Source organism: uncultured Stenotrophomonas sp., from assembly GCF_913778665.1.
Taxonomy (GTDB): Bacteria; Pseudomonadota; Gammaproteobacteria; order Xanthomonadales; family Xanthomonadaceae; genus Stenotrophomonas.
In genome coordinates, this window is sequence record NZ_CAJYVQ010000005.1 from 23,470 (window position 1) to 42,722 (window position 19,253).

General features: G+C 64.6%; 24 protein-coding genes and 2 pseudogenes. 13 read left to right on the plus strand and 13 right to left on the minus strand.

Translation table 11 applies throughout. The annotated features are described in order from the left end of the window. The first annotated feature begins 16 nt into the window (after nt 1-16). The 3 genes from QZ853_RS06670 to QZ853_RS06680 all read left to right on the plus strand — a co-directional run bounded on the left by QZ853_RS06670 (nt 17) and on the right by QZ853_RS06680 (nt 2,350). Nucleotides 17-511: a lipocalin family protein gene (locus QZ853_RS06670; protein WP_295571506.1), complete on the plus strand. Its 495-nt coding sequence runs from the start codon at nt 17-19 to the stop codon at nt 509-511. Between the two features lie 14 nt (nt 512-525). Next, nucleotides 526-1,737 (plus strand): FAD-dependent oxidoreductase, encoded by a 1,212-nt coding sequence (locus tag QZ853_RS06675; RefSeq protein WP_295571507.1) that lies wholly within the window; start codon nt 526-528, stop codon nt 1,735-1,737. Between the two features lie 130 nt (nt 1,738-1,867). After that, nucleotides 1,868-2,350: a hypothetical protein gene (locus tag QZ853_RS06680; RefSeq protein WP_295571509.1), complete on the plus strand. Its 483-nt coding sequence runs from the start codon at nt 1,868-1,870 to the stop codon at nt 2,348-2,350. 82 nt (nt 2,351-2,432) lie between these two features. On the opposite strand, the gene QZ853_RS06685 is transcribed toward QZ853_RS06680, so the two are convergent. Then, nucleotides 2,433-2,867, minus strand: coding sequence for a PepSY domain-containing protein (locus QZ853_RS06685; protein ID WP_295571510.1), 435 nt, complete (start codon nt 2,865-2,867; stop codon nt 2,433-2,435). Nucleotides 2,868-3,011: 144 nt separating this feature from the next. On the opposite strand from QZ853_RS06685, the gene QZ853_RS06690 reads away from it, so the two are divergent. From QZ853_RS06690 to QZ853_RS06700, 3 genes are read left to right on the plus strand one after another with little or no spacing between them, the layout of a single operon-like run. Further along, a complete protein-coding gene (locus tag QZ853_RS06690; RefSeq protein WP_345777893.1) occupies nt 3,012-3,302 on the plus strand; it encodes a PepSY domain-containing protein in 291 nt (96 codons plus the stop codon). After that, the gene (locus QZ853_RS06695) at nt 3,302-3,961 is read left to right on the plus strand and encodes a response regulator transcription factor (RefSeq protein ID WP_295571513.1); all 660 of its coding nucleotides are present in this window, start codon (nt 3,302-3,304) and stop codon (nt 3,959-3,961) included. Before QZ853_RS06690 ends, QZ853_RS06695 begins: the two co-directional genes overlap by 1 nt. Then, on the plus strand, nt 3,958-5,280 hold the full coding sequence (locus QZ853_RS06700; RefSeq protein WP_295571514.1) for an ATP-binding protein: 1,323 nt from the start codon (nt 3,958-3,960) through the stop codon (nt 5,278-5,280). Before QZ853_RS06695 ends, QZ853_RS06700 begins: the two co-directional genes overlap by 4 nt. Nucleotides 5,281-5,322: 42 nt before the next feature. On the opposite strand, the gene QZ853_RS06705 is transcribed toward QZ853_RS06700, so the two are convergent. Both QZ853_RS06705 and speA read right to left on the minus strand, forming a co-directional pair. Further along, nucleotides 5,323-5,643 (minus strand): DUF6122 family protein, encoded by a 321-nt coding sequence (locus QZ853_RS06705; RefSeq protein WP_012512348.1) that lies wholly within the window; start codon nt 5,641-5,643, stop codon nt 5,323-5,325. A gap of 43 nt (nt 5,644-5,686) precedes the next feature. Further along, on the minus strand, nt 5,687-7,576 hold the full coding sequence (gene speA / locus QZ853_RS06710) for an arginine decarboxylase (protein ID WP_295571516.1): 1,890 nt from the start codon (nt 7,574-7,576) through the stop codon (nt 5,687-5,689). A 199-nt stretch (nt 7,577-7,775) separates the two neighbouring features. Here speA and speE point away from each other — a divergent pair, with 199 nt between their 5' ends. Then, nucleotides 7,776-8,627, plus strand: coding sequence for a polyamine aminopropyltransferase (speE, locus tag QZ853_RS06715; protein ID WP_111174003.1), 852 nt, complete (start codon nt 7,776-7,778; stop codon nt 8,625-8,627). A gap of 88 nt (nt 8,628-8,715) precedes the next feature. On the opposite strand, the gene QZ853_RS06720 is transcribed toward speE, so the two are convergent. Then, entirely contained in the window at nt 8,716-9,624 is a 909-nt protein-coding gene (locus QZ853_RS06720; RefSeq protein WP_295571519.1) for an aspartyl/asparaginyl beta-hydroxylase domain-containing protein, read from the minus strand. A gap of 434 nt (nt 9,625-10,058) precedes the next feature. On the opposite strand from QZ853_RS06720, the gene QZ853_RS06725 reads away from it, so the two are divergent. Beyond that, nucleotides 10,059-10,718, plus strand: a complete 660-nt coding sequence (locus QZ853_RS06725; RefSeq protein ID WP_295571520.1) for an RIO1 family regulatory kinase/ATPase — start codon at nt 10,059-10,061, stop codon at nt 10,716-10,718. A 124-nt stretch (nt 10,719-10,842) separates the two neighbouring features. Here the strand turns inward: QZ853_RS06725 and QZ853_RS06730 are convergent, their stop codons facing one another. Next, nucleotides 10,843-11,181: a P-II family nitrogen regulator gene (locus tag QZ853_RS06730; RefSeq protein WP_005411374.1), complete on the minus strand. Its 339-nt coding sequence runs from the start codon at nt 11,179-11,181 to the stop codon at nt 10,843-10,845. Between the two features lie 155 nt (nt 11,182-11,336). Between QZ853_RS06730 and QZ853_RS06735 the strand changes: the two genes are divergently transcribed. Next, the gene (locus QZ853_RS06735) at nt 11,337-11,588 is read left to right on the plus strand and encodes an accessory factor UbiK family protein (RefSeq protein ID WP_049441951.1); all 252 of its coding nucleotides are present in this window, start codon (nt 11,337-11,339) and stop codon (nt 11,586-11,588) included. A gap of 40 nt (nt 11,589-11,628) precedes the next feature. On the opposite strand, the gene QZ853_RS06740 is transcribed toward QZ853_RS06735, so the two are convergent. From QZ853_RS06740 to QZ853_RS06755, 4 genes and pseudogenes are all read right to left on the minus strand, one after another. After that, nucleotides 11,629-12,036 carry a hypothetical protein gene (locus QZ853_RS06740; protein ID WP_295571522.1) on the minus strand — a complete coding sequence of 136 codons (408 nt, stop codon included), beginning with the start codon at nt 12,034-12,036 and terminating at the stop codon, nt 11,629-11,631. Nucleotides 12,037-12,062: 26 nt separating this feature from the next. Then, the gene (locus tag QZ853_RS06745; RefSeq protein WP_295571523.1) at nt 12,063-12,287 is read right to left on the minus strand and encodes a hypothetical protein; all 225 of its coding nucleotides are present in this window, start codon (nt 12,285-12,287) and stop codon (nt 12,063-12,065) included. A 214-nt stretch (nt 12,288-12,501) separates the two neighbouring features. Continuing rightward, nucleotides 12,502-13,066 (minus strand): annotated as a pseudogene (locus tag QZ853_RS06750) (transposase); the annotation flags it as partial. A 172-nt stretch (nt 13,067-13,238) separates the two neighbouring features. Beyond that, on the minus strand, nt 13,239-13,553 hold the full coding sequence (locus tag QZ853_RS06755) for a hypothetical protein (protein WP_295571524.1): 315 nt from the start codon (nt 13,551-13,553) through the stop codon (nt 13,239-13,241). Nucleotides 13,554-13,946: 393 nt separating this feature from the next. Between QZ853_RS06755 and QZ853_RS06760 the strand changes: the two are divergent. Then, nucleotides 13,947-14,199, plus strand: a pseudogene (locus QZ853_RS06760) (accessory factor UbiK family protein). Between the two features lie 126 nt (nt 14,200-14,325). After that, nucleotides 14,326-14,760 (plus strand): NAD(+)--rifampin ADP-ribosyltransferase, encoded by a 435-nt coding sequence (arr, locus tag QZ853_RS06765; RefSeq protein ID WP_295571525.1) that lies wholly within the window; start codon nt 14,326-14,328, stop codon nt 14,758-14,760. Nucleotides 14,761-14,778: 18 nt separating this feature from the next. Here arr and QZ853_RS06770 read toward each other — a convergent pair whose 3' ends face one another. The 4 genes from QZ853_RS06770 to QZ853_RS06785 form a co-directional block, all read right to left on the minus strand. Then, complete coding sequence (locus QZ853_RS06770; RefSeq protein WP_295571526.1) at nt 14,779-15,246, minus strand: hypothetical protein; 468 nt, start codon at nt 15,244-15,246, stop codon at nt 14,779-14,781. Nucleotides 15,247-15,356: 110 nt separating this feature from the next. Further along, nucleotides 15,357-15,638, minus strand: a complete 282-nt coding sequence (locus tag QZ853_RS06775) for a hypothetical protein (protein ID WP_295571527.1) — start codon at nt 15,636-15,638, stop codon at nt 15,357-15,359. 140 nt (nt 15,639-15,778) lie between these two features. Then, nucleotides 15,779-16,024, minus strand: coding sequence for a hypothetical protein (locus QZ853_RS06780; RefSeq protein WP_295571529.1), 246 nt, complete (start codon nt 16,022-16,024; stop codon nt 15,779-15,781). Nucleotides 16,025-16,570: 546 nt separating this feature from the next. Next, nucleotides 16,571-17,173 carry a DUF998 domain-containing protein gene (locus QZ853_RS06785; RefSeq protein ID WP_295571530.1) on the minus strand — a complete coding sequence of 201 codons (603 nt, stop codon included), beginning with the start codon at nt 17,171-17,173 and terminating at the stop codon, nt 16,571-16,573. A gap of 329 nt (nt 17,174-17,502) precedes the next feature. On the opposite strand from QZ853_RS06785, the gene QZ853_RS06790 reads away from it, so the two are divergent. Next, nucleotides 17,503-18,363, plus strand: coding sequence for an OST-HTH/LOTUS domain-containing protein (locus QZ853_RS06790; protein ID WP_295571531.1), 861 nt, complete (start codon nt 17,503-17,505; stop codon nt 18,361-18,363). A gap of 472 nt (nt 18,364-18,835) precedes the next feature. Next, nucleotides 18,836-19,192: a hypothetical protein gene (locus QZ853_RS06795; protein WP_295571532.1), complete on the plus strand. Its 357-nt coding sequence runs from the start codon at nt 18,836-18,838 to the stop codon at nt 19,190-19,192. Nucleotides 19,193-19,253: the final 61 nt, after the last annotated feature.

The window sequence follows — 19,253 nt, forward strand, 5'->3', positions numbered from 1 at the left end:
CCCACCACGACCGCCGATGACCGACCACCCGCCGCTGAAGACCGTCGCCGACCTCAAGCTGCCCCGCTACCTGGGCACCTGGTACGAGATCGCCCGCCTGCCGATGCGCCACGAGCCGGAGGGCTGCACCGACGTGTCGGCGCACTACACCCTGCTCGACAACGGCAACGTCGGCGTCACCAACCGCTGCCGCATGGACGGCGAGGTCGAGGAGGCCACCGGCGAGGCCTGCGCCGTGGACAACGACAGCGCGCGGCTGGAGGTCAGCTTCCTGCCCAAGGGCCTGCGCTGGCTGCCGTTCGCCAAGGGCGACTACTGGGTGATCCAGGTCGCCCCGGACTACAGCGTCGCGCTGGTCGGCAGCCCCGATCGCAAGTACCTGTGGCTGCTGGCGCGCGAGCCGCGGCTGGACAGCACCGTGCAGGACCATTATCTGGCGAGCGCGCGCCTGCAGGGCTTCGATCTGTCCGAACTGATCCAGACCCCGCACACCGGCCGCCCCACCGCCTGAGCCCGCGCACGCCGATGGACCTGAAAAGTGGCTACCCGTGGTGGGCGGTGCGCAACGGCCTGATCCACGCCTTCCCACCGCTGGAGAAAGACCTGCGCTGCGACGTGCTGGTGGTCGGCGGCGGCATCACCGGCGCGCTGATTGCTGATGAGCTGTCCCGGCATGGGCACGAGGTGGCAGTGATCGAGCAGCGCGACATCGGCTGGGGCAGCACCGCCGCCAGCACCGCGCTGCTGCAGTACGAGATCGATACGCACCTGCTTGAACTGGCGCAGCGCTACGGTCATGACGCCGCTGCGCTGGCCTACCTCGCCTGTGCCGAAGCGATACCGGCGCTGGGCGATGTGGCGCGCGGCCTGAAAGACGTGGACTTCCAGCGCATGGACAGCCTGTATCTGGCCAGCCGCGCGCGCGACGTGCCGCGCCTGATGGCCGAAGGCGATGCCCGTCGCGGCATCGGCCTGGACGCGCGCTGGCTGGACGCCGATGCGCTGAAGGAGCGTTTCGACGTGGACGCCGGCGGCGCGCTGCTGACCCGCCAGGCCGCGCGGGTCGATCCGTATCGGCTGACCTATGCCTTGCTGCAGCGCCTGCGGCGACGTGGCGGCCATGTGCATGACCGCACGCTGCTGCACACGCTGACGCCCGGCGCACGCGGCGTGACCGCCGTTACCGAGGCCGGTGCCACGATCCGCGCCCGCCACGTGGTGCTGGCGATGGGCTATGCCAACCAGCGCTGGCTCAACCAGCGCGTAGCCCGCAACCGCAGCAGCTACGCCTTCATCACCGACCCGATCGATGCCGAGGTGCTGGGCCAGCTGCGCACCACGATGGTGTGGGAAAGCGCGCGCCCCTACCTGTACCTGCGTGCCACCGGCGACCAGCGCCTGCTGGTCGGCGGGCTGGACGACGCCATCGACATCCCCGCCCGCCGCGACCGGCGCGTGGACCGGAAGGCCGCCAAGCTGATGAAGCAGCTGCGGCACTGGTTCCCGCGGCTGGACCCGGTTGCGGCCTTCTCCTGGGGCGGCACCTTCGCCGAAACCGCCGATGGCCTGCCGTTCTTCGGCCCGCATGAACAGTGGGGCCCGCGGGTGCACTTCGCCATGGCCTACGGCGGCAATGGCATTACCTATTCAATGATCGGCGCCCAGCTGCTGCGGGCCCGGATCGAGCGGCGCAAGCATGCACTGGACGCGCTGTTCGGGTTTGAACGGTTGCCGTAACGCCCGCTTCTTGTAGAGTCGAGCAAGCTCGACGCTGCGGGGCGCCGACAGGCATCATTCAAGCAGCCCCTGCTAGCGTCGGCCTGTACCGCCGCGTGTTGCGTGGCCACCTGTCCGCTGGAGCGCTGTCATGATCCGCCCCTTGACCCTGCTGCTGTGCCTGGCCCTGCCGGGAACCGTACTGGCCCAGTCCGCTGTCGGCGCCACCGCGCCGCAGGCCGCTGGGCTGGATCTGTCGCTGCCGCAGGCACCGATGCGCTATCTGAACGACACCAGCCTGAGGCAGGACCCGCCGGGCACCTATTACGGCGACAAGAGCGGCCCGCGCGTGCACGACGACGCCAGGATCGCCGACGTGACCGACGACAAGGTCAAGGTCTCCGGCAGCTTCACCACCGGCATCGGTTACTCGAAGAACGGCGGCAACAGCCACTACAACGCGGCCACGCTGAACCTGAGCAAGAACTACACCACCGATGAAGGCAAGACCCACGGGGTCAACGTCAACATCCACGTGAGCGAAGGCAAGGGCCCGGGCTTCTTCGGCCCGTACGGCGGCTACTACGGCCGTGGCCCCGGCTACTGGGACTACCCGCCGCCGTACGGCTGGTAACCGCACGGCAGCGTCGGCCGCTGGCCGGCGGAACGGTCATGTTGTTGTGCCGGCCAGCGGCCGGCACCCACCGGCACGCGAATCAATCCAGCCAGCCATCGCGCTCGCTGTGCAGAATGCGGCCGTCATAGCCGCTCAGGCGCACCTCCACCTTCTGGTTGCGGGCGTTGCGCGCTTCCAGCGACCAGGTCGCGCCATCACGTTCCAGCGAGTGGATCTTGCGCAGGCCATGCGCCTGCGCCCGTGCCAGCACCTGTTCGGCGCTCAACAACGCGCGGCCGCTGTGCTCGTCGAAGATCTCGCCGGTCTTCGGGTCCACGTAGACTTCGCTGAAGCGGCCATCAGCACGGCTGACGTCCGCTTCCCACAGGCCGTCATCGCGCTCGATCTCGTGGATCTGGGTGTAGCCGGCCTTGCGCAGGGCCTGTTCGACCTGGGCCATGCCCAGCGGTGCGGCCTGCACGGCCGGGGCGAGGGCCAGCATGGCAACAGCGGCGAGAGTGAGCGACTTCAACATGGGGGTTCTCCTGTTCGTGGCCGGACCATCCCGGCACCACCACGATGCGCGCTCGGGTTAACAGCCCCTTAGCCGCCACTGTTAGCCGGCTGTTAGTCGCCAATGGCACGCTCCCGCCTGTTCCCCTGCCCCGGCGCGCCCGCGATGCTCTCGACCCTGCCCCTGCTGCTGGCCCTGGCCAGCGCCCCGACCGCCGCCGCGCCCGCGCAGGACCCGGCGCAGCAGGTCGCACGCCGCGCCGTTCAGCAGGGCCGCTATGTGCCGTTGGAAGGCGTCGTGCGCGATGCGCTCCAGCGCTATCCGGGGCAGCTGCTGGAAGTAGAGCTGGACGACGGCGTCTACGAGGTGGAGATCCTGCGCAGCGACGGCGTGGTGGTCGAGCTGGACTATGATGCGCGCAATGGAAAGCTGCTGAAAACGGAGCTGGACGACTGATGCGCATCCTGTTGGCCGAAGACGACGCCGCGCTGGCGCAGCGCCTGGTGCCTCTGCTGGAGCAGGCCGGTTATGTGGTGGCAGTGGTGGCCGACGGGCGCCAGGCCGAGGAGATCGGCCAGATCGAGGACCTGCAGGCGGCCATCGTCGACCTGGGCCTGCCCGGGCTGGATGGACTCTCTGTCATCGAGCGCTGGCGCGGCAACGGTCGCCACTTCCCGGTACTGGTGCTGACCGCGCGAGGACGCTGGCACGACAAGCTGGCCGGCTTCGATGCCGGCGCCGACGACTACCTCACCAAGCCCTTCCAGGCCGACGAACTGGTGCTGCGCCTGCGTGCCCTGATCCGCCGCAGCCACGGCCACGCCAGCCCGCGCCTGCACTGCGGCCCGCTGCAGCTGGATGTCAACGCCGGCCGTTTTGAACTGGAAGGGCAGGCACTATCGCTGAGCCCGCAGGAGTTCCGTGTGCTGAGCTACTTCATCCACCACGCCGGCAACCTGATCAGCCGCGACCGTCTCGGCGAGCAGGTCTTTGAAGGCGGCTACGATCCCGACTCGAACGCGCTGGACGTGCTGCTCGGGCGGGTACGCCGCAAGCTGGGCGTCGACCTCATCCACACCGTGCGTGGCCAGGGTTGGCGGCTGGCTGAAGCATGAGCGCGCGGCAACCGTCATTGCGCCGGCGCCTGCTGCTGGTGGCCGGCATCGGCCTGGTGCTGGTCTCGGTGCTGGCCAGCGTGCTGCTCGGCGAGCTGTTCAAGCGCAGCGCGCGCGACCGCCTGGACGGCGAGCTGCAGCAGGACATGCTGACCCTGCTGGCGCAGGCCGAGATCGATGCGGACGGGCAGCTGCGCCTGCGCCAGGAACCCAACGATGCGCGCTTCCAGCGGGTGTTTTCCGGCGCCTACTGGCAGATCGCCGACAGCCACGGCAAGGTGCTGCTGCAGTCGCGCTCGCTGTGGGACCAGACCCTGGCCGCCGGCGCCGAGGGGCCGGCAGAGCGCAATCTGCCGGGACCGATGCAGCAGGCACTGCGTGCCCGCGTGCAGCAGGTGCGCCTGCCCCGCGCCGGCGCGCCGTTCATCGCGGTGGTCGCCCACGACCGCAGCGCGCTGGAGGCCGATGTCGCCGCGTTCCGCCGCCGCAGTGCGCTGGCGCTCGGCATCCTGGTCGCGGCCTGGCTGGCGGTACTGGCCAGCCAGGTGCACTTCGGCCTGCGCCCGCTGCGCGGGCTCGGGCAGCAGCTGGAACGCATCCGCCGTGGCGAGGCAGAGCGCATCGACCGGCAACGGCTGGACCGGGAAATCGCCCCGCTGGCCGATGAGCTCGATGCTCTGCTCGACCATCATCAGCGCATGGTGGCGCGTGCACGCAGCAGCGCCGAAGACCTGGCCCACGCCCTGAAGACACCGCTGAGCGTGCTGGCCGCCGAAGCACAGGGCGAAGGCCGCGACTGGCGCCGCACCCTGCACGAACAAGGCGCGCGCATGCGTGCCAGCATCGACCGCCATCTGGCCGCGGGCCTAGCGGTGGACCATCGCCAACGCAGCGAGGTGGCACCGGCGGCCGAAGCGCTGTGCCGGCTGATGACCCGCGTGCACGCCGGCCGCCGCATCCACTTCCAGATGGACGTTGCGCCGGGCCTGGCCTTTGCCGGCGCCTGCACTGATCTGGAAGAAATGCTCGGCAACCTGCTGGACAACGCCGGCAAGTGGGCGCGCAGCGAAGTGCGCCTGCGTGCGCTGGCCCAGAACGAACGGCTGCACATCGAAGTCCGCGACGATGGCCCCGGGTTGGACAAGGCCAAGCTGGAAAGCGTCCTGCAGCGCGGCGTGCGCCTGGACGAACGGGTGGAAGGCAGCGGCCTGGGCCTGGCGATTGCGGCGGAGATCGCAGCCAGCCACGGTGGCTCATTGCGCCTGTCGAACGAGAACCCGGGATTGCGTGCACGGCTGGAGCTTCCGCTGTCGGCGTGATCGCCGGGCGCGGCCAGCACCGCAGCCGGGCGCAGGCTCGGCTCAGCGGTGATGCATCCACCAGCAATCGATGGCATCCAGCACGATGTGGATCATCAATCCAATGCCCACCAGCCGCGTCTTCTTCGGCACGCACAGGCCGGCATAGACCGCGATGGCCGGGGCGGTGTGCAACGGGTGGAAACCGATGCTGCAGCGGTTCGGCGCGTAGATCGGGTCGGCCAGCAGATGGTCCAGATCGATGATCCAGCCCAGCAGCATCAACAACCATGCCGAGGCGAAACGCTTGCGCCAGAACAGCCACGCCAGCAGGGCTGGCACGGCGGCATGCAGGAACAGGTGGAAGATCGCGCGCGCGCTCATGGTGACCGGTAGCGCCGGGCCATGCCCGGCGTTCCCGTAATCATCAGACCAGCGGTTCGTCGGACAGGTACGTGTAGCCGGTCAGGCCCGCTTCCAGCGCTTCGGAAAGTTCCTGCGCACGTTCCGGCGACAGCTCGGCCGCCGCCACGCGCTGGGCATAGGCCGCACGCAGGTCGTCCAGCCTGTAACCCACGTAGTCCAGCATCACGTCGGTGGTGTCGCCACGGCGCTGCTGGGTGATCGCGTAGCCATCGGCATCGGCCAGCACTTCCACCGCGTCGGTGTCACCAAACAGGTTGTGGATGTCGCCCAGGATTTCCTGGTACGCACCGACCATGAAGAAACCGATGCGGTAGCTTTCGCCGTGCTTGATCGCGTGCAGCGGCAGCGAGCTGTCCAGGCTCTCGTTCTCGACATAGATCTTGACCATGCCATCGGAATCGCAGGTCATGTCGGCGATGATGCCGCGACGGTCCGGTGTCTCGTTCAGGCGCTCGATCGGCACGATCGGGAACACCTGGTCGATCGCCCACGCATCGGGAATCGATTCGAACACGCTGAAGTTGACGAAGTACTTGTCGACCAGGCGCTCGTTCAGTTCATCCAGCGCCGGGCGGTGGCTCTTCTCGTCATAGCTCAGGCGCGCACGCACGCCGTGGGCGATGGCATAGAACAGATCGTCGATGCGCGCACGCTGCGGCAGGTCGATCTGGCCCAGCGCGTAGCTGGCCAGGCCTTCGGCGTGGAAGTGCTGCGCTTCCTGGAACAGTTCCACCGCCGGGCGCACGTCCAGTTCCTCGTGGATCTCGCGCAGGTGACGGATCGCCGCCGGCTCGTCGTCGTGCTGGTCCGGCACGCGGCCTTCCTGCGCCTGCTCCACTTCAGAAACATTGGCGATCAGCACTGCATGGTGCGCAGTCATCGCGCGGCCGCACTCGGTGACGATGCGCGGCGGGGCCAGGCCGTGCTCTTCGCAGGCGTTGGCCAACGGTTGCACGATGTTGCTGGCATACGAATTCAGGCCGTAGTTGATCGAGCAGAAGCTGCGCGAACGGGTACCTTCGTAATCCACGCCCAGGCCGCCACCCACGTCGACGTGGGTGATCTTCGCGCCCAGCTGTGACAGCTCGACGAAGTAGCGGGTGGCTTCGCGCATGCCGTTGGCGATGTCGCGCACGTTGGAGATCTGCGAGCCCATGTGGAAATGCAGCAGGCTAAGGCAGTCGGCGTACTCGGTATCGCGCAGCGACTTCCACAGGTCCAACAGCTGGCGCGGGGACAGGCCGAACTTGGCCTTGTCGCCGCCGCTGTTCTGCCACTTGCCGGCGCCCAGCGAGGCCAGGCGCATGCGCACGCCCAGGCCCGGCTTCACGTCCAGCGCCTTGGACTCCTCCAGCACCAGCTTCAGCTCGGACGGCTTCTCGATGACGATGAAGGTCTGCAGGCCCAGCTTGCGGCCGATCAGGGCCAGGCGGATGTACTCGCGGTCCTTGTAACCGTTGCAGACGATCAGGCCACCCGGGCGCGACAGCGCCAGCACGGCCATCAGTTCCGGCTTGCTGCCCGCTTCCAGGCCGAAGCCCTCACCGTGGTGGCTGGCCAGAGTGCCGGCCACGCCGCGGTGCTGGTTGACCTTGATCGGATACACGGCGGTATAGCCGCCGGCATAGTCCCAGTCCTGCTGGGCCTGGGCGAAGGCGGCCTGCAGCTTGCCCAGGCGCTGGCCGAGGATGTCCGGGAAGCGCACCAGCAGCGGCAGCTTGGCGCCGGCAGCACGCGCGGCGTCCACCACCTTGGGCAGCGACACCACCGGGCCGTCCGCCCCGGTCGGTCTCACCACCATGTGCCCGGCCTGATCCACGTCGAAGTAACCATCCGCCCAATGCGGGATCGAGTAGGTCTTGCGGGCTTGGTCGAGGGACCAATCGGTCATTTCAGTCGGCCTTGTTGGCAATAAAAGGGGGGGCATGATAACGCCTATATGCCCACAGGTTCGTTATCATGCGCGCCCGCGCCCGTGACCCCGGCTCCTGCCGGACCTGAACAGGCCGATCCGTCCGGATGTGGCTTGCGCCACGCGGCACCGCGCCGCCAGCCCGGCTTCACTTCCCTCCGAACAGGACCGTACTTCCATGACTGACAGCAACAACTGGTACATCGAACACTTCGAGCGCACCGGCTCGGCCATCGGCTACCGCATCACCGGCAAGCTGGACGAGGTGCAGTCGCCGTTCCAGAAGATCGAGATCTTCCAGACCACCGACTGGGGCAACCTGATGACCATCGACGGGGCCATCATGCTGACCAGCAAGGACAACTTCTTCTACCACGAGATGATCAGCCACCCGGTGCTGTTCACCCACGCCGCGCCCAAGCGCGTGGTGATCATCGGTGGCGGCGACTGCGGCACCCTGCGCGAAGTGCTCAAGCACAAGGGCGTGGAGAGCGTGACCCAGTGCGATATCGACGAGCAGGTGACGGTGATGGCGCGCAAGCACTTCCCGGAACTGTGCGATTCCAACGACGACGCCCGCGCCGAGCTGCTGTTCGACGACGGCGTGGCCTACATGGCCAACTGCCCGGCCGGCAGTGTGGACGTGGTGATCGTGGACTCGACCGATCCGGTCGGCCCGGGTGAAGGCCTGTTCAACAAGGCCTTCTACGAGAGCTGCTTCAAGGCCCTGAAGGACGACGGCATCCTGGTGCAGCAGTCCGAATCGCCGCTGATGCAGCTGGAGCTGATCAACGAGATGCGCGCCGAGATGGGCAAGGCCGGCTTCGGTTCGTTCAAGACCCTGCCGTTCCCGCAGCCGTGCTACCCGACCGGCTGGTGGAGCGTGACCATGGCGCGCAAGGGCGACAGCAGCTTCGACTTCCGCCAGGCCGACTCGGCCGCCAAGACCTTCAACACCCTGTACTACACCGCCGCGCTGCACACCGGCGTGCTGGTGACCCCGCCGTTCGTGCAGGCGGCATTGAAGTAAAAGAAAAAACCCGCGCTGGCGACAGCGCGGGTTTTTCATGTTCCGGTAGTGCCGGCCGCTGGCCGGCAACCCGATCAGACCCAGCGCTTCACAGCGCCCAGATACCCGCAATCACCGCCACCACCAGGCCCCACTTGATCAGCTGGTAGGCCACCACGCTGCGCTCGCGCAGGGCCTTGGCCTTCAGACGCACCTTGTACAGGCCACCGAAGGCCTTGTTGACGCCACCGGTCGGGTCACCCGGCAGGTTCGGCGAGGCACCGCCGGCCAGCAGCGTGGCCGCCACTGCACGGTTGAACAGGCCCGGCAGGCCGAAGCGCAGCGGACGCGCGATATCGCAGAACAGGATCACGCGATCCTCCTGCGTCTCGTTGTGCGCATGGTGGATGTAGGTCTCGTCGAACATCATCCACTCGCCATCGCGCCAGCTCTTCCTGATGCCGTCCACCTCGATGTAGCAGCCATCGTCGTTGGGCGTGGTCAGGCCCAGGTGCAGGCGCAGCGAACCGGCGAACGGGTCGCGGTGCGGGCGCAGCTCGCTGCCCGGCGGCAGCTGCGCGAACATCGCCGCGCGCACGTCCGGAATCGACTCGATCAGCTCCACGGTCTTCGGGCACAGCGTCTTCGCCGACGGGTGCGACGGGCCGTACCACTTCAGGTAGAAGCGCTTCCAGCCGCGGCGGAAGAACGAGTTGAAGCCGGCATCGTTGAAGCTGCTGGAGGCGGCGATCTTCTGCGCATCGCGCAGCGCCAGCGCCTCGTCACGGATCATCTGCCAGTTCTGGCGCAGCGGCTCCAGCTGCGGGAATTCCTTGCCCGGGTCCAGGAACGGCGTGGTCGGCACCTTCGAGAACATATACATGACCACGTTGATCGGGGCCATGAAACTGGAGTGGTCCAGCAACTGGCGCGACCAGCGCGCACGGACCTTGCCACGGAAGTGGATGTAAAGCACGCAGGCCACGAACAGCACTGCAAGGACGATCTTGATGGTCAAAGCACTTTCCTCCAGCCGTGGCCGGAACGGGAAACGGGGGCGATGCACGGCCAGGCGGCCAGCACCGGTGGGGAACGCGGCAGGGGACGGGGACGTGCCGGAGAGGGGCGGCCGCCGATGTCGCGGGTTAACAGCTTATGGTCGGCAGGCCGTGCGCCGGGGTCAAGCCGGGCGAACGCGGCGTTCAGCGGAACGCCGATGAATGGGAAGAAAGCAGGGCCAAGCCATTGATATTCAAAGCACTCCGAAACAAGTGAGACATTACTGTCCGATTTGGTGTGACGAACTGTTCCAGCCACGTCCCCGACATTTCTCCGACAAATCGTGGAATAGCGAACTGGCGAGTACTAAAATTAACGAAAACTGAGTAACTCCCTGTAACGCCGGTTCGCTTGACGCTTTGCGCCACCCACCGGGTCGTCCGAGACCCCAACATGTACCTCCCTGCAACGCCCCCCTCTGCCTGCGGCGACGACGCCGCAGCGCCGCTGCTGCTCAAGCGCGGCGAACGCTTCCTGGCCCCCGACGTCTACCGCACCTGCCTGGACGGGCGCGAGGCGGTCGTCAAGGACTATTCCCGTTATCGCGGCACTCCGCTGTCGCCGGTCGCGCGGCTGATGGTGCGCCGCGAAGCGCGCATGCTGCAGCGCCTGGGCGGCTGGAAGCACGCCCCGGCCCTGCTCGGCACCCTCGGTGGTCTGGCACTGGGCATGGAATTCATTCCCGGCCAGACGCTCAGCACCGCGCAGGCGGTAGGCAATGAGGTGTTCGAGCAGCTGCAGCACGCGCTCAGCCGCCTGCACGCCGCCGGCATCACCCACAACGACCTGCATGGCACCAATGTGGTGGTCAGCGCCGGCGTTCCGGTGCTGCTGGACTTCACCTCGGCCTGGCGCGTACCGCGCTGGCTGCGCCGCAACCCGCTGAGCCGGCAGCTGCGCCGCAGCGACATGAAGAACCTGCTGAAGATGCGCCAGCGCGTAACCGGCCAGGCCCCGAGCCCCGCACAGGCCGCACTGGTGGCCGACCCGGGCTGGGTGACCGCCGTGCGCCAGGGCTGGAAGCGCTTCTACAAGTGGGCCAAGCGCCGGTAGGGGTCGAGCTCGCTCGACCGCTTTACCGCTCTTGTAGAGCCGAGCCCACGCTCGGCTGCTGTTCCTGCATCGCGCGAAATGCAGCCGAGGATCGGCTCGGCTCTACAACATCCCGCCGAACGGGTTACAACGCGTCCGCGTCCAGCTCACCGGTGCGAATACGCACTACGCTGCCCAGGTCGTACACGAACACCTTGCCGTCACCAATCTTGCCGGTGCCGGCGGCCTTCACGATGGCCTCAACCACCGCCTCCACCTGGTCATCGGTCACTGCCACTTCCAGCTTCACTTTCGGCAGGAAATCGACCACATACTCCGCGCCACGGTACAGCTCGGTATGGCCCTTCTGGCGACCAAAGCCCTTTACTTCCGTCACCGTGATCCCGGTAACCCCACGCTCGGCCAGCGCTTCGCGCACGTCGTCGAGCTTGAACGGCTTGATCACCGCCATGACCATCTTCATCGTCGATCTCCTGTATTCCGGCGTGGAGGATAGCGCCTGAACGCGGCCCGTGCGAAGCCGCTGCGGCCTGTCCGGGCGGTGGGTGCCGGCAGTATCCTTGTGCCCGACCGGCCTGCCCGCGCTGGATGCGCGGGCCCACCCCCACGGAGCACCCCATGATCGACCTGAACCAAATCGATGACCTCGCCCGTCGCCTCAGCGACCTGGTGCCGCCGGGCCTGCGCGAATCGCGCGAGGAACTGCAGGCCACCTTCAAGAGCGCGCTGCAGGCCGGCCTGGCCAAGCTCGACCTGGTCACCCGCGAGGAATTCGAAGTGCAGCGCGCCGTGCTGCTGAAGACCCGCGAGAAGCTGGACGCGCTGGAAACGGCCGTGCGCGAACTGGAAGGGCGCTCGACATCAGATTGAGTTGACGCCACTTTCGCCAGACAGCGGGGCGAAAAGCAGACTACCGCTCATCGTCAAACGCGAAGTGCCTCACGTCCTCGAGATCGAACACGGCACGATCCTGCGTCAGCCGAATCCGCCCGGATACCTGCACGCTGGCAGAGATATTGCACAGGCCAGGACTGTTACGCTCCAGGCATATACGCTTCTGTTCGGCGTAAAAACGTGCGACCGAACTAGCGGCCCCATGCTTGCCGATATCGAGGATTCGTGCGCCATCGCTGCAGCGGGAGTTGCGCAGAACCTCTTCGTGGCGGTTATCCGTTACATATCGAGCTGACAACACGACCTCGTCCCGATCATATTCGCCGGGATTCTTAGCGATGGCACACAGCACTTCATCATGAGGATCGTCTTTTACGGTTGTCGCCCCCCCACTGGCACATGCAGATAGCAGCAGGCCCAGCATGGGCACTAATGACGCTGATTTCATAGTCAGTTGTCCTTCTCGGTCTTGGGCTGACGCGCTTCCCAGTTTGCAACAGAACCCTCCACCCCCTTGGCCTGTTCACTCTTGCTGATGTTGATCCCAAGGCCTTTAGCAACAACCGCCTCCGTGCCGTAAGCATTCCGCTCTGTGGCACGAACCTCATCACTGGTGGCCGCGGGGCGTCCACGCTCCGCCGTATCAATATCGTGCTGATCTTCATGGGCTATCACCTGCGCGCCCGTCTTCGGGCTGTCGACCTTGCTGAGATCGGATCTGCGCGATTGCCGAGGGCGTGACACTGGCGACGGATCGTCCTGCCTCTCCCGACCGAGCGCGCCATAAAATGGTCCTGGTGCACTTGGACGTAGATGAGCTGGTGGCGAAAAACCCTCATCACTTTCTCAACTCCACGCGCTCAATCGTCGTCCATGTGTCTGCATACCCTTTCATGAGTCGCTCGATGCGGTGCAGACCACAGGCTTGACCCTGCTCCAGCACGTCGTGCCACACACGGCGCGCGCCGTAGGTGCGGTCGCTGCGCACGAAGCTCTGGTAGACCTGCGCGCCCAGCACTTCATCGCTGAGGCTGCGCTGGCTCCTGGGCCGTGTGAGCCACGCGCAGAAGCCACCCCGCGAGACACCGAGCGCCTCGCACATCAGATTGACCGGCCAGGCCCCTCGGTGTTTCGCCACAAAGCCGAACTTCACATCGACTCCTTCGCGAAGTAAGCCGCGGCTCCTTTCAGGATGTCGCGCTCCATCTTGAGCTTGCAACCTCCTTGCGCAGTCGCGCTATCTCCGCGTCCTGGGTGCCAAGAAACGCCCCCTGAGGCTCCTCTCGCAACTCACGAACCCACTTGCGCAGCACATTCGCGTGAACGTCCAGGTCCTTGGCGGCCTAGGCCACAGCCACGCCACGCGCGGTGACCAACCTGACCGCCTCGATCTTGAACTCGCGGCTGAATGTCCTTCTTCTCTCGATGAACCGCCTCCGGGTCTCATCTTCCATCTTGAAAAAGTGTCTTTGAAACTGGCAGCAGCCCACATCCCGTGAATAGCAATCGTGATTTATCCGATTGATCGTATCCGTACTCTCTCGCAGGCGGATGGCTGCACATATATCGGAATCATCTGGACCGCGGTTCTGCTTTCGGCCAAGAGCAGATGCCAACCGAGATGATTCATTCAGGCGCCTGCCAATCGTTCACCATGAACGGTCTTCTGCGTGTGGCATCGAAATCGATCTGAGAAACCCGAACTTCCGCCCTCTGCGCTGAACAGCGCCCTTTCAGATACTCCTCAATATGACCCACTCCAAGGGCAGTGTCGAGATCCACCAAATAAACTCGATAGAAGAACTCATACTCATCCAAGTCGCCATTAAACTTGCTATCGAATATCCAGACTCGCTCATCCTCAGAGCGGACTGCGATGAGCCGGGGAACATCATGGAAGTCTCGATAGTCGACGATTTCGAAAAAATGATCATTGCTCATTAGTTGATCCTTTCGACCTTGGAGACAGGATTTGCCCTAGCTTCGCCAAAGGTACTAGCTCCGCCACCTTCTCTCACGTTCACATGCTGCCCGTTCATTTGACCACTCCGTGTCGGCTCCGGTGCAACGTCGACTCGTCCGCCTGACGCACGGATCTCGCCCGCAGTAGATGTTCTAATTGTTCCATGAGGCACTCTGGCACCAGCCTCCTGCACACTACGGCCTTGAGAGCCGGAGAACACAGTCCCTGACGAGGGCATTTCCCAGTCCCTCCTCTAACAATGATTGTGGCATCAGGAGCGTCGCCGGGGGCATGCAGGTCACCCGGCCCCTTCCCTGTTTAACTCGGCGGGGTGAAGATCGAACCGGCTGTTACCCCACGGCCCCCTCCCCATGATCGACCTGAACCAAATCGATGACCTCGCCCGTCGCCCTCAGCGATCTGGTGCCGCCGGGCCTACGCGAATCGCGCGAGGAACTGCAGGCCACCTTCAAGAGCGTGCTGCAGGCGGGGCTGGCCAAACTGGACCTGGTGACACGCGAAAAGTTTGAAGTGCAGCGTGCCGCGCTGCTGAAGACCCGCGAGAAGCTGGAGGCGCTGGAAACCGCCGTGCGCGAGCTGGAAGGGCGCGGCGCCGCAGAATGAAAAAAGGAGGCGCACCGCGCCTCCCACTTGCAGAGTATTTCGCGGATGGGGCCTTGCCGCAAGGCCCACCGGGCGCCGTAGACTCGCCGGCCTGTCGATCCGGCAGCACAGAGAGGGGCAGAACCGATGGTGCAGGACACCGAATGGACACCCGTTTCGCATGCCACCTGCGACCAGGTCGCCGGGCCGTTCTATCACGGCACCCGCGCCGACCTGGTGGTGGGCGAGCTGCTGAGTGCGGGCTTCCGCTCCAACTATCGCGACAGCGTGGTGATGAACCACATCTACTTCACCACGATTGCCAAGGGCGCCGGGCTGGCTGCGGAGATGGCTAGAGGTGACGGGCGGCCACGCGTGTATGTGGTGGAGCCGACCGGACCGTTTGAAGACGACCCGAATGTGACCAACAAGAAATTTCCCGGGAACCCGACGCGGTCGTATCGGAGTGCGCAGCCGTTGAGGGTTGTGGGGGAGATTACAGAGTGGGAGCTGTATGACGCGGAGTTCGTTCGACAGTTGAGGGCGTTTGTCGCGTCGGGGAGCGGGGAGATCATCAACTGATGCTGATAAGGAGGAAGATCAGTGCTCTCCTGCGGCCTTGCAGGGCGTGCTACCCGGTAGCTCGCCCTTCAGCCGTCGCATCGTGGAGTCGAGCGCTCCAAGGAACGGCGCATCGCCGTCCGTCACAAGCGTGCGCGCGCGCACCAGCATCACTTCAGCCCGGTGGCAATTCTCGGTCCCGCCCAACGAGATGAGATGGGAAGCGAGGCGCTGCATCGCTGCAGGATCTTCTCTGGAGACTCCCTCCTCCATCCATTGCCTGTACAACGCCGCATTGCCTATCTCGCGAAAGTGATTCTCGACGAGCGCCTGAGCGTATCTGTCACCGGCGCGGGCCCGGGATTCCATCTGCGCGGCGGACTCGGGCCCGTAACTTCCGCTTCTGCTTCCTGCAACCACACCGTTGGTGGTGCTGCCGGGTTGCGCGCAGGCCAGAAGGCATGGCGTGAGGCACGTGAGCAACGCCAGTTTCGACAGCCCGCGCATTCTACCGCCTCGAATGCTTGATCGATGCCGATGGCACGACGAAGCGCGGTGCATTGCATTCAAGCCTGCTGTAACGATGCTTCCATCGTCGCCGACCAGGGCAGGCCGGATCATTTGCCACAACTGCCATGTTCGTTGGCTACGACGGCGGTGCAGATGAAGCCACCATCGGGATCTTTCTTGCACTCTTCGATCTTCGCTGGCGTGTAGCAGGTTCCATCGGTGCCGCTGATCCCCTTCTTCTTTGCGATCTCGGCAGCTCTCCGGTTGGCATCGTCGGCCGCCGCAGACTTGGTCGGTCCACTTCCGGTAACCGGCTCACCGGCGAACGCCGGCGCAGACAAGGTAAATACACTGGCGCACAGCAGGAGCGCTTCGCATAGGTATTTCATCGCTGATTCCTCTTCGATGGGACGTGTTTATCCATGAAACACCCTCACACCCAGGGGCAACCGATTCCAGATGAACCGCTATTCCGCCAATTGGTCATGCACTGAAGTTTCCCGCCGCAGCTTGAAGAAGCGGTAGAAAGTCAGGCCTTTGTCACCTTCTTTATTACTACGAGGGTTGGACTGCACTGAACAAGTGCGAACTGGAACTTTTGACTTTCATCCTCCGTGAGTAACATGCGCGAAGGAACGGTTCCATTGATGAAATCAACGTATACGGCATAACTGTTGGTGTTCTTCATGACCACTGTGGTGATGCTCTCCCCGGGATAGCACCTGAGCGTCACCCCATCCATGTTCGCGTATGCCTCAACATCCACTAGATTCATGTGTGGCTCCGATAGAATATTGAACGCGCACCTTGATGCACGCAGCGGGCTCAAGCCCTTGGTCATCCAATCACCGTTCAGACGGCCCCGTGGCTCGGCGTCCATGACCTGCGCACAAAGCACCGCATACTGCGGCCTTCCTCTTGGTAAGGCCCGATCTTAGGGGGGCAGGGGCCGGCTAACAAGCCGACGTATATCAGAAACCAGAAGTAAAGCGGGAGACCTCGCTTGTTCGGTCTGACTGGCAGGTGGATTTCCGCTTCGAGCCGGAAGCGGCCATACCCGTTATCCTGTAAATCGATCCAATTCCCTGGCTCTGTCTGGTTTACGCCAGAAACCCGCTTTGGCGATATCTCAGCCGCACTCAACCGCGCACAAGCGTTCGCTTGATGAATATGCGGGGACCAGTACTGTCCCCACCCACCACACGTGCGACGAAGTGGCCCTGATGCGCTTGAACGTAGATCGGCTGACGGCGTGAAATCCTCATCATCCTCCCAGCTCCACACGACCAACGGCCGTCCGTGTTTCTGTCGTGCGCAACAGTCAACGCGCGGGATGCGTCGTCAGCTCATTGGGGCGCCTGCGCAGCAGGTACAACGCAACCAGGAATGGCCACAGCGAATTAATCGACGAGAACACGCGCTGAGTCAGCCCCCTGAAGCCATCCGGGTCCGCGCCCACCAGGTTCAGCCAGAGATAGACGATGCTCGCGATGCTCACCAATGCGGTCACGGCATACGCCCTTCGGTTGGCCGACCACGCGCTCAACTCGATGTGCGACATCGCGGGTGCAATGATGTTGGCGATGCCGATGGTGTAGAAGCCGTGCATCGGATGGCCCATGGGCCAGAGCCCGTTGGTCAGCATGGAGATGCCAAAGACCATCCAGCAGATCGCGCCTATGGCAATCCGGCGGCCGGACTCCCGCCATACCCCTAGGGAGAACGCCACGAAGCCGGCGCCGACGCCCATGGCGGCGATCCTGCCGCAGATGCTTGCAAGCGTTGGCGCCTGCAGCAGCTCGCTGGCGTGCTGTGCAAGCGGGTTGTAGCCCGGCGCGAATACGGCGGCAACGCTGGTCCAGAACAGGAACCACGGAAGCGGGACCAGACCCGCGCAGAGAAGCAGTCGGCTGCGGCGTGACACGTGCAGTGGTCCTCGTTTGGCCTGCGCCAGTGGGTGGAATCCGTTCAAGTGCTGCCGGACCTTCCTGCTTCGGGCAGGATCGTCCGGTTCTGACTACAGCGGTAGTCACATTGTGCGTAGCTCCCCGTGGGGTCAATAGGCAGAAAGTCACCCACGCCTAAGTGAAGCGGAAAACAACCTCTCGGCCGGCTCGCGCCAAAGCTGTCCGTTCTTTGCATCAAGGGAAAGACTGCGACAGAGAAAATCAGGGCTCCGCGCCCAGCCCGACCTGACCTGCGCTCGTCTCGGCTGAAACGGTACAGTTGGGGTGTCTCATGCTCAGGTTTGCCATGCACGCAATCGACCCGAATGACATTGCCGGTGCTCAGCACGAAGTACAACGGCTCCTCGGCCGTTGCATCCTCCGCCTTCAACAATGCGAGCAACTCCTGAAGTCCATGCTGGCATTTCAGAAGCTGTCCGGTACAACGGAAACACTCCCAAGGAGCCTGGGCAAACGCAGGGCTGAAATCAGCGGCAAGACCATGGGCATGTTGGTGGGCCACCTGACCAGCGAATGCATCCTGACGGAAGGCAGCGAAGTCCCCGACGTCCCATCCGGTGTCGACCATGATTCAAGCTTTATTGGCCTGCACATTGGGCTCAATCTTTCAGCGCAATCCCATGCGGCGCTACAAACCGATATGCGCGGGCTGGTGAATCTCAGGAACACACTCGTTCACCATTTCATCGAGCAATACGGCATCCGGACCGTCGACGAATGCCTCAAGGCTCAGGATGCGCTCAGGCACGCTTCCACCGAGATCGATCGACAGTTTGAACAACTGCGCACGCTCGCCGCAGGTATGGCACAGGGGGTGACAACCTTTGCTGGCCTGGTTCAAACCCCGGAGTTCCAGGACTTTCTGGTCAACGGCATCGCGCCTGATGGGAAGATCCATTGGCCGATCGCAGGCATTGTCAGTGCGCTGAAACAGGCTATCCGGGAACGAGCGATCGACGGCTGGGCGAATCTGGATACAGCCATCATGTGGATGAGAGAGCACCATCCGGAACAGACACCCAAGAGGTACGGTTGCGCCCGATGGCGGCACGTCATCCACGAATCCGGTCAATTCGAGCTGCGCGACTTCGCGCACAACGGTGAACGTGGCGCGTGGTTCCGCGAGCGGCCTGAGTCGACGGGCTGAGCAGACGCCGCTGTTGGTAGAAGCCATGCGCTGTCACCATCCAAGCGATGTCGCAATTGCCGCGCCTTGCATCTCTTGCCGCAGGATCTGACGACTCCGTCCCAGAAGTGCCGCTACGCCTAGCCCGCCAAGGCTCTCGCCCCATTCGGCGCTATGCGACAATGCCGAAAGCGTCTCGGGTTTTGGCGGCATTGGCCCCACCCCCTTGGCATTCCACACAGCGGCGCGTAATCGTTACTGCGCCACCGTGCATCGGTGGTCGGGACTCGAAAACCCGTCGTTGTGATGAAGTTTGCGCTTGTCAGCCGGCATCAACTTGCTTGGTGCCGGCTGGCAATCCGTCTGCCGGCTATGGCGGGCGGGGCGTGGGGGCCTCGCGCCCGCCGGCGATCATCACACACCGGTTTTCGAGCCACGCCCTGTCCGCCACCTTTATCGGTGGCGGCTTCTGCCTGCTTGCACGGAGCCCGCCATGACCACGCCGCACTCCCCTCGCCCGCGCCCGATCCAGGAAGCACCGTCACCCGCGCCTGCGCTCGACCCCACCAGCCTCATCGCCGTCCTGCACGCCATCGGTGCCGGCGCTGCCGCCGACGGCCGACCCTGGCCCGAGCGTCACCTGTTGCGCAGCCGGCAGATTGCGATGTCCGACGCCGACTGCGCGGCCACCGGCCAGCGCATCGTGCAGGAGATCCTGCTGGCCGCCGAGCGCACGCGCCAGAACGGCGAGCCCGAGCAATACCTGGGCGACCGGGTGATGGAGGGACTGGTGATGGCCGATATGGCACTCACGGCCTTCATCCACGAACGGATGCGTGCCAAGGACTGAGCGCCCGCGTGCGGCGCCTGCCGTTCTGGGTCTGGGGGTGACCAATGATGAAGTACTGCTT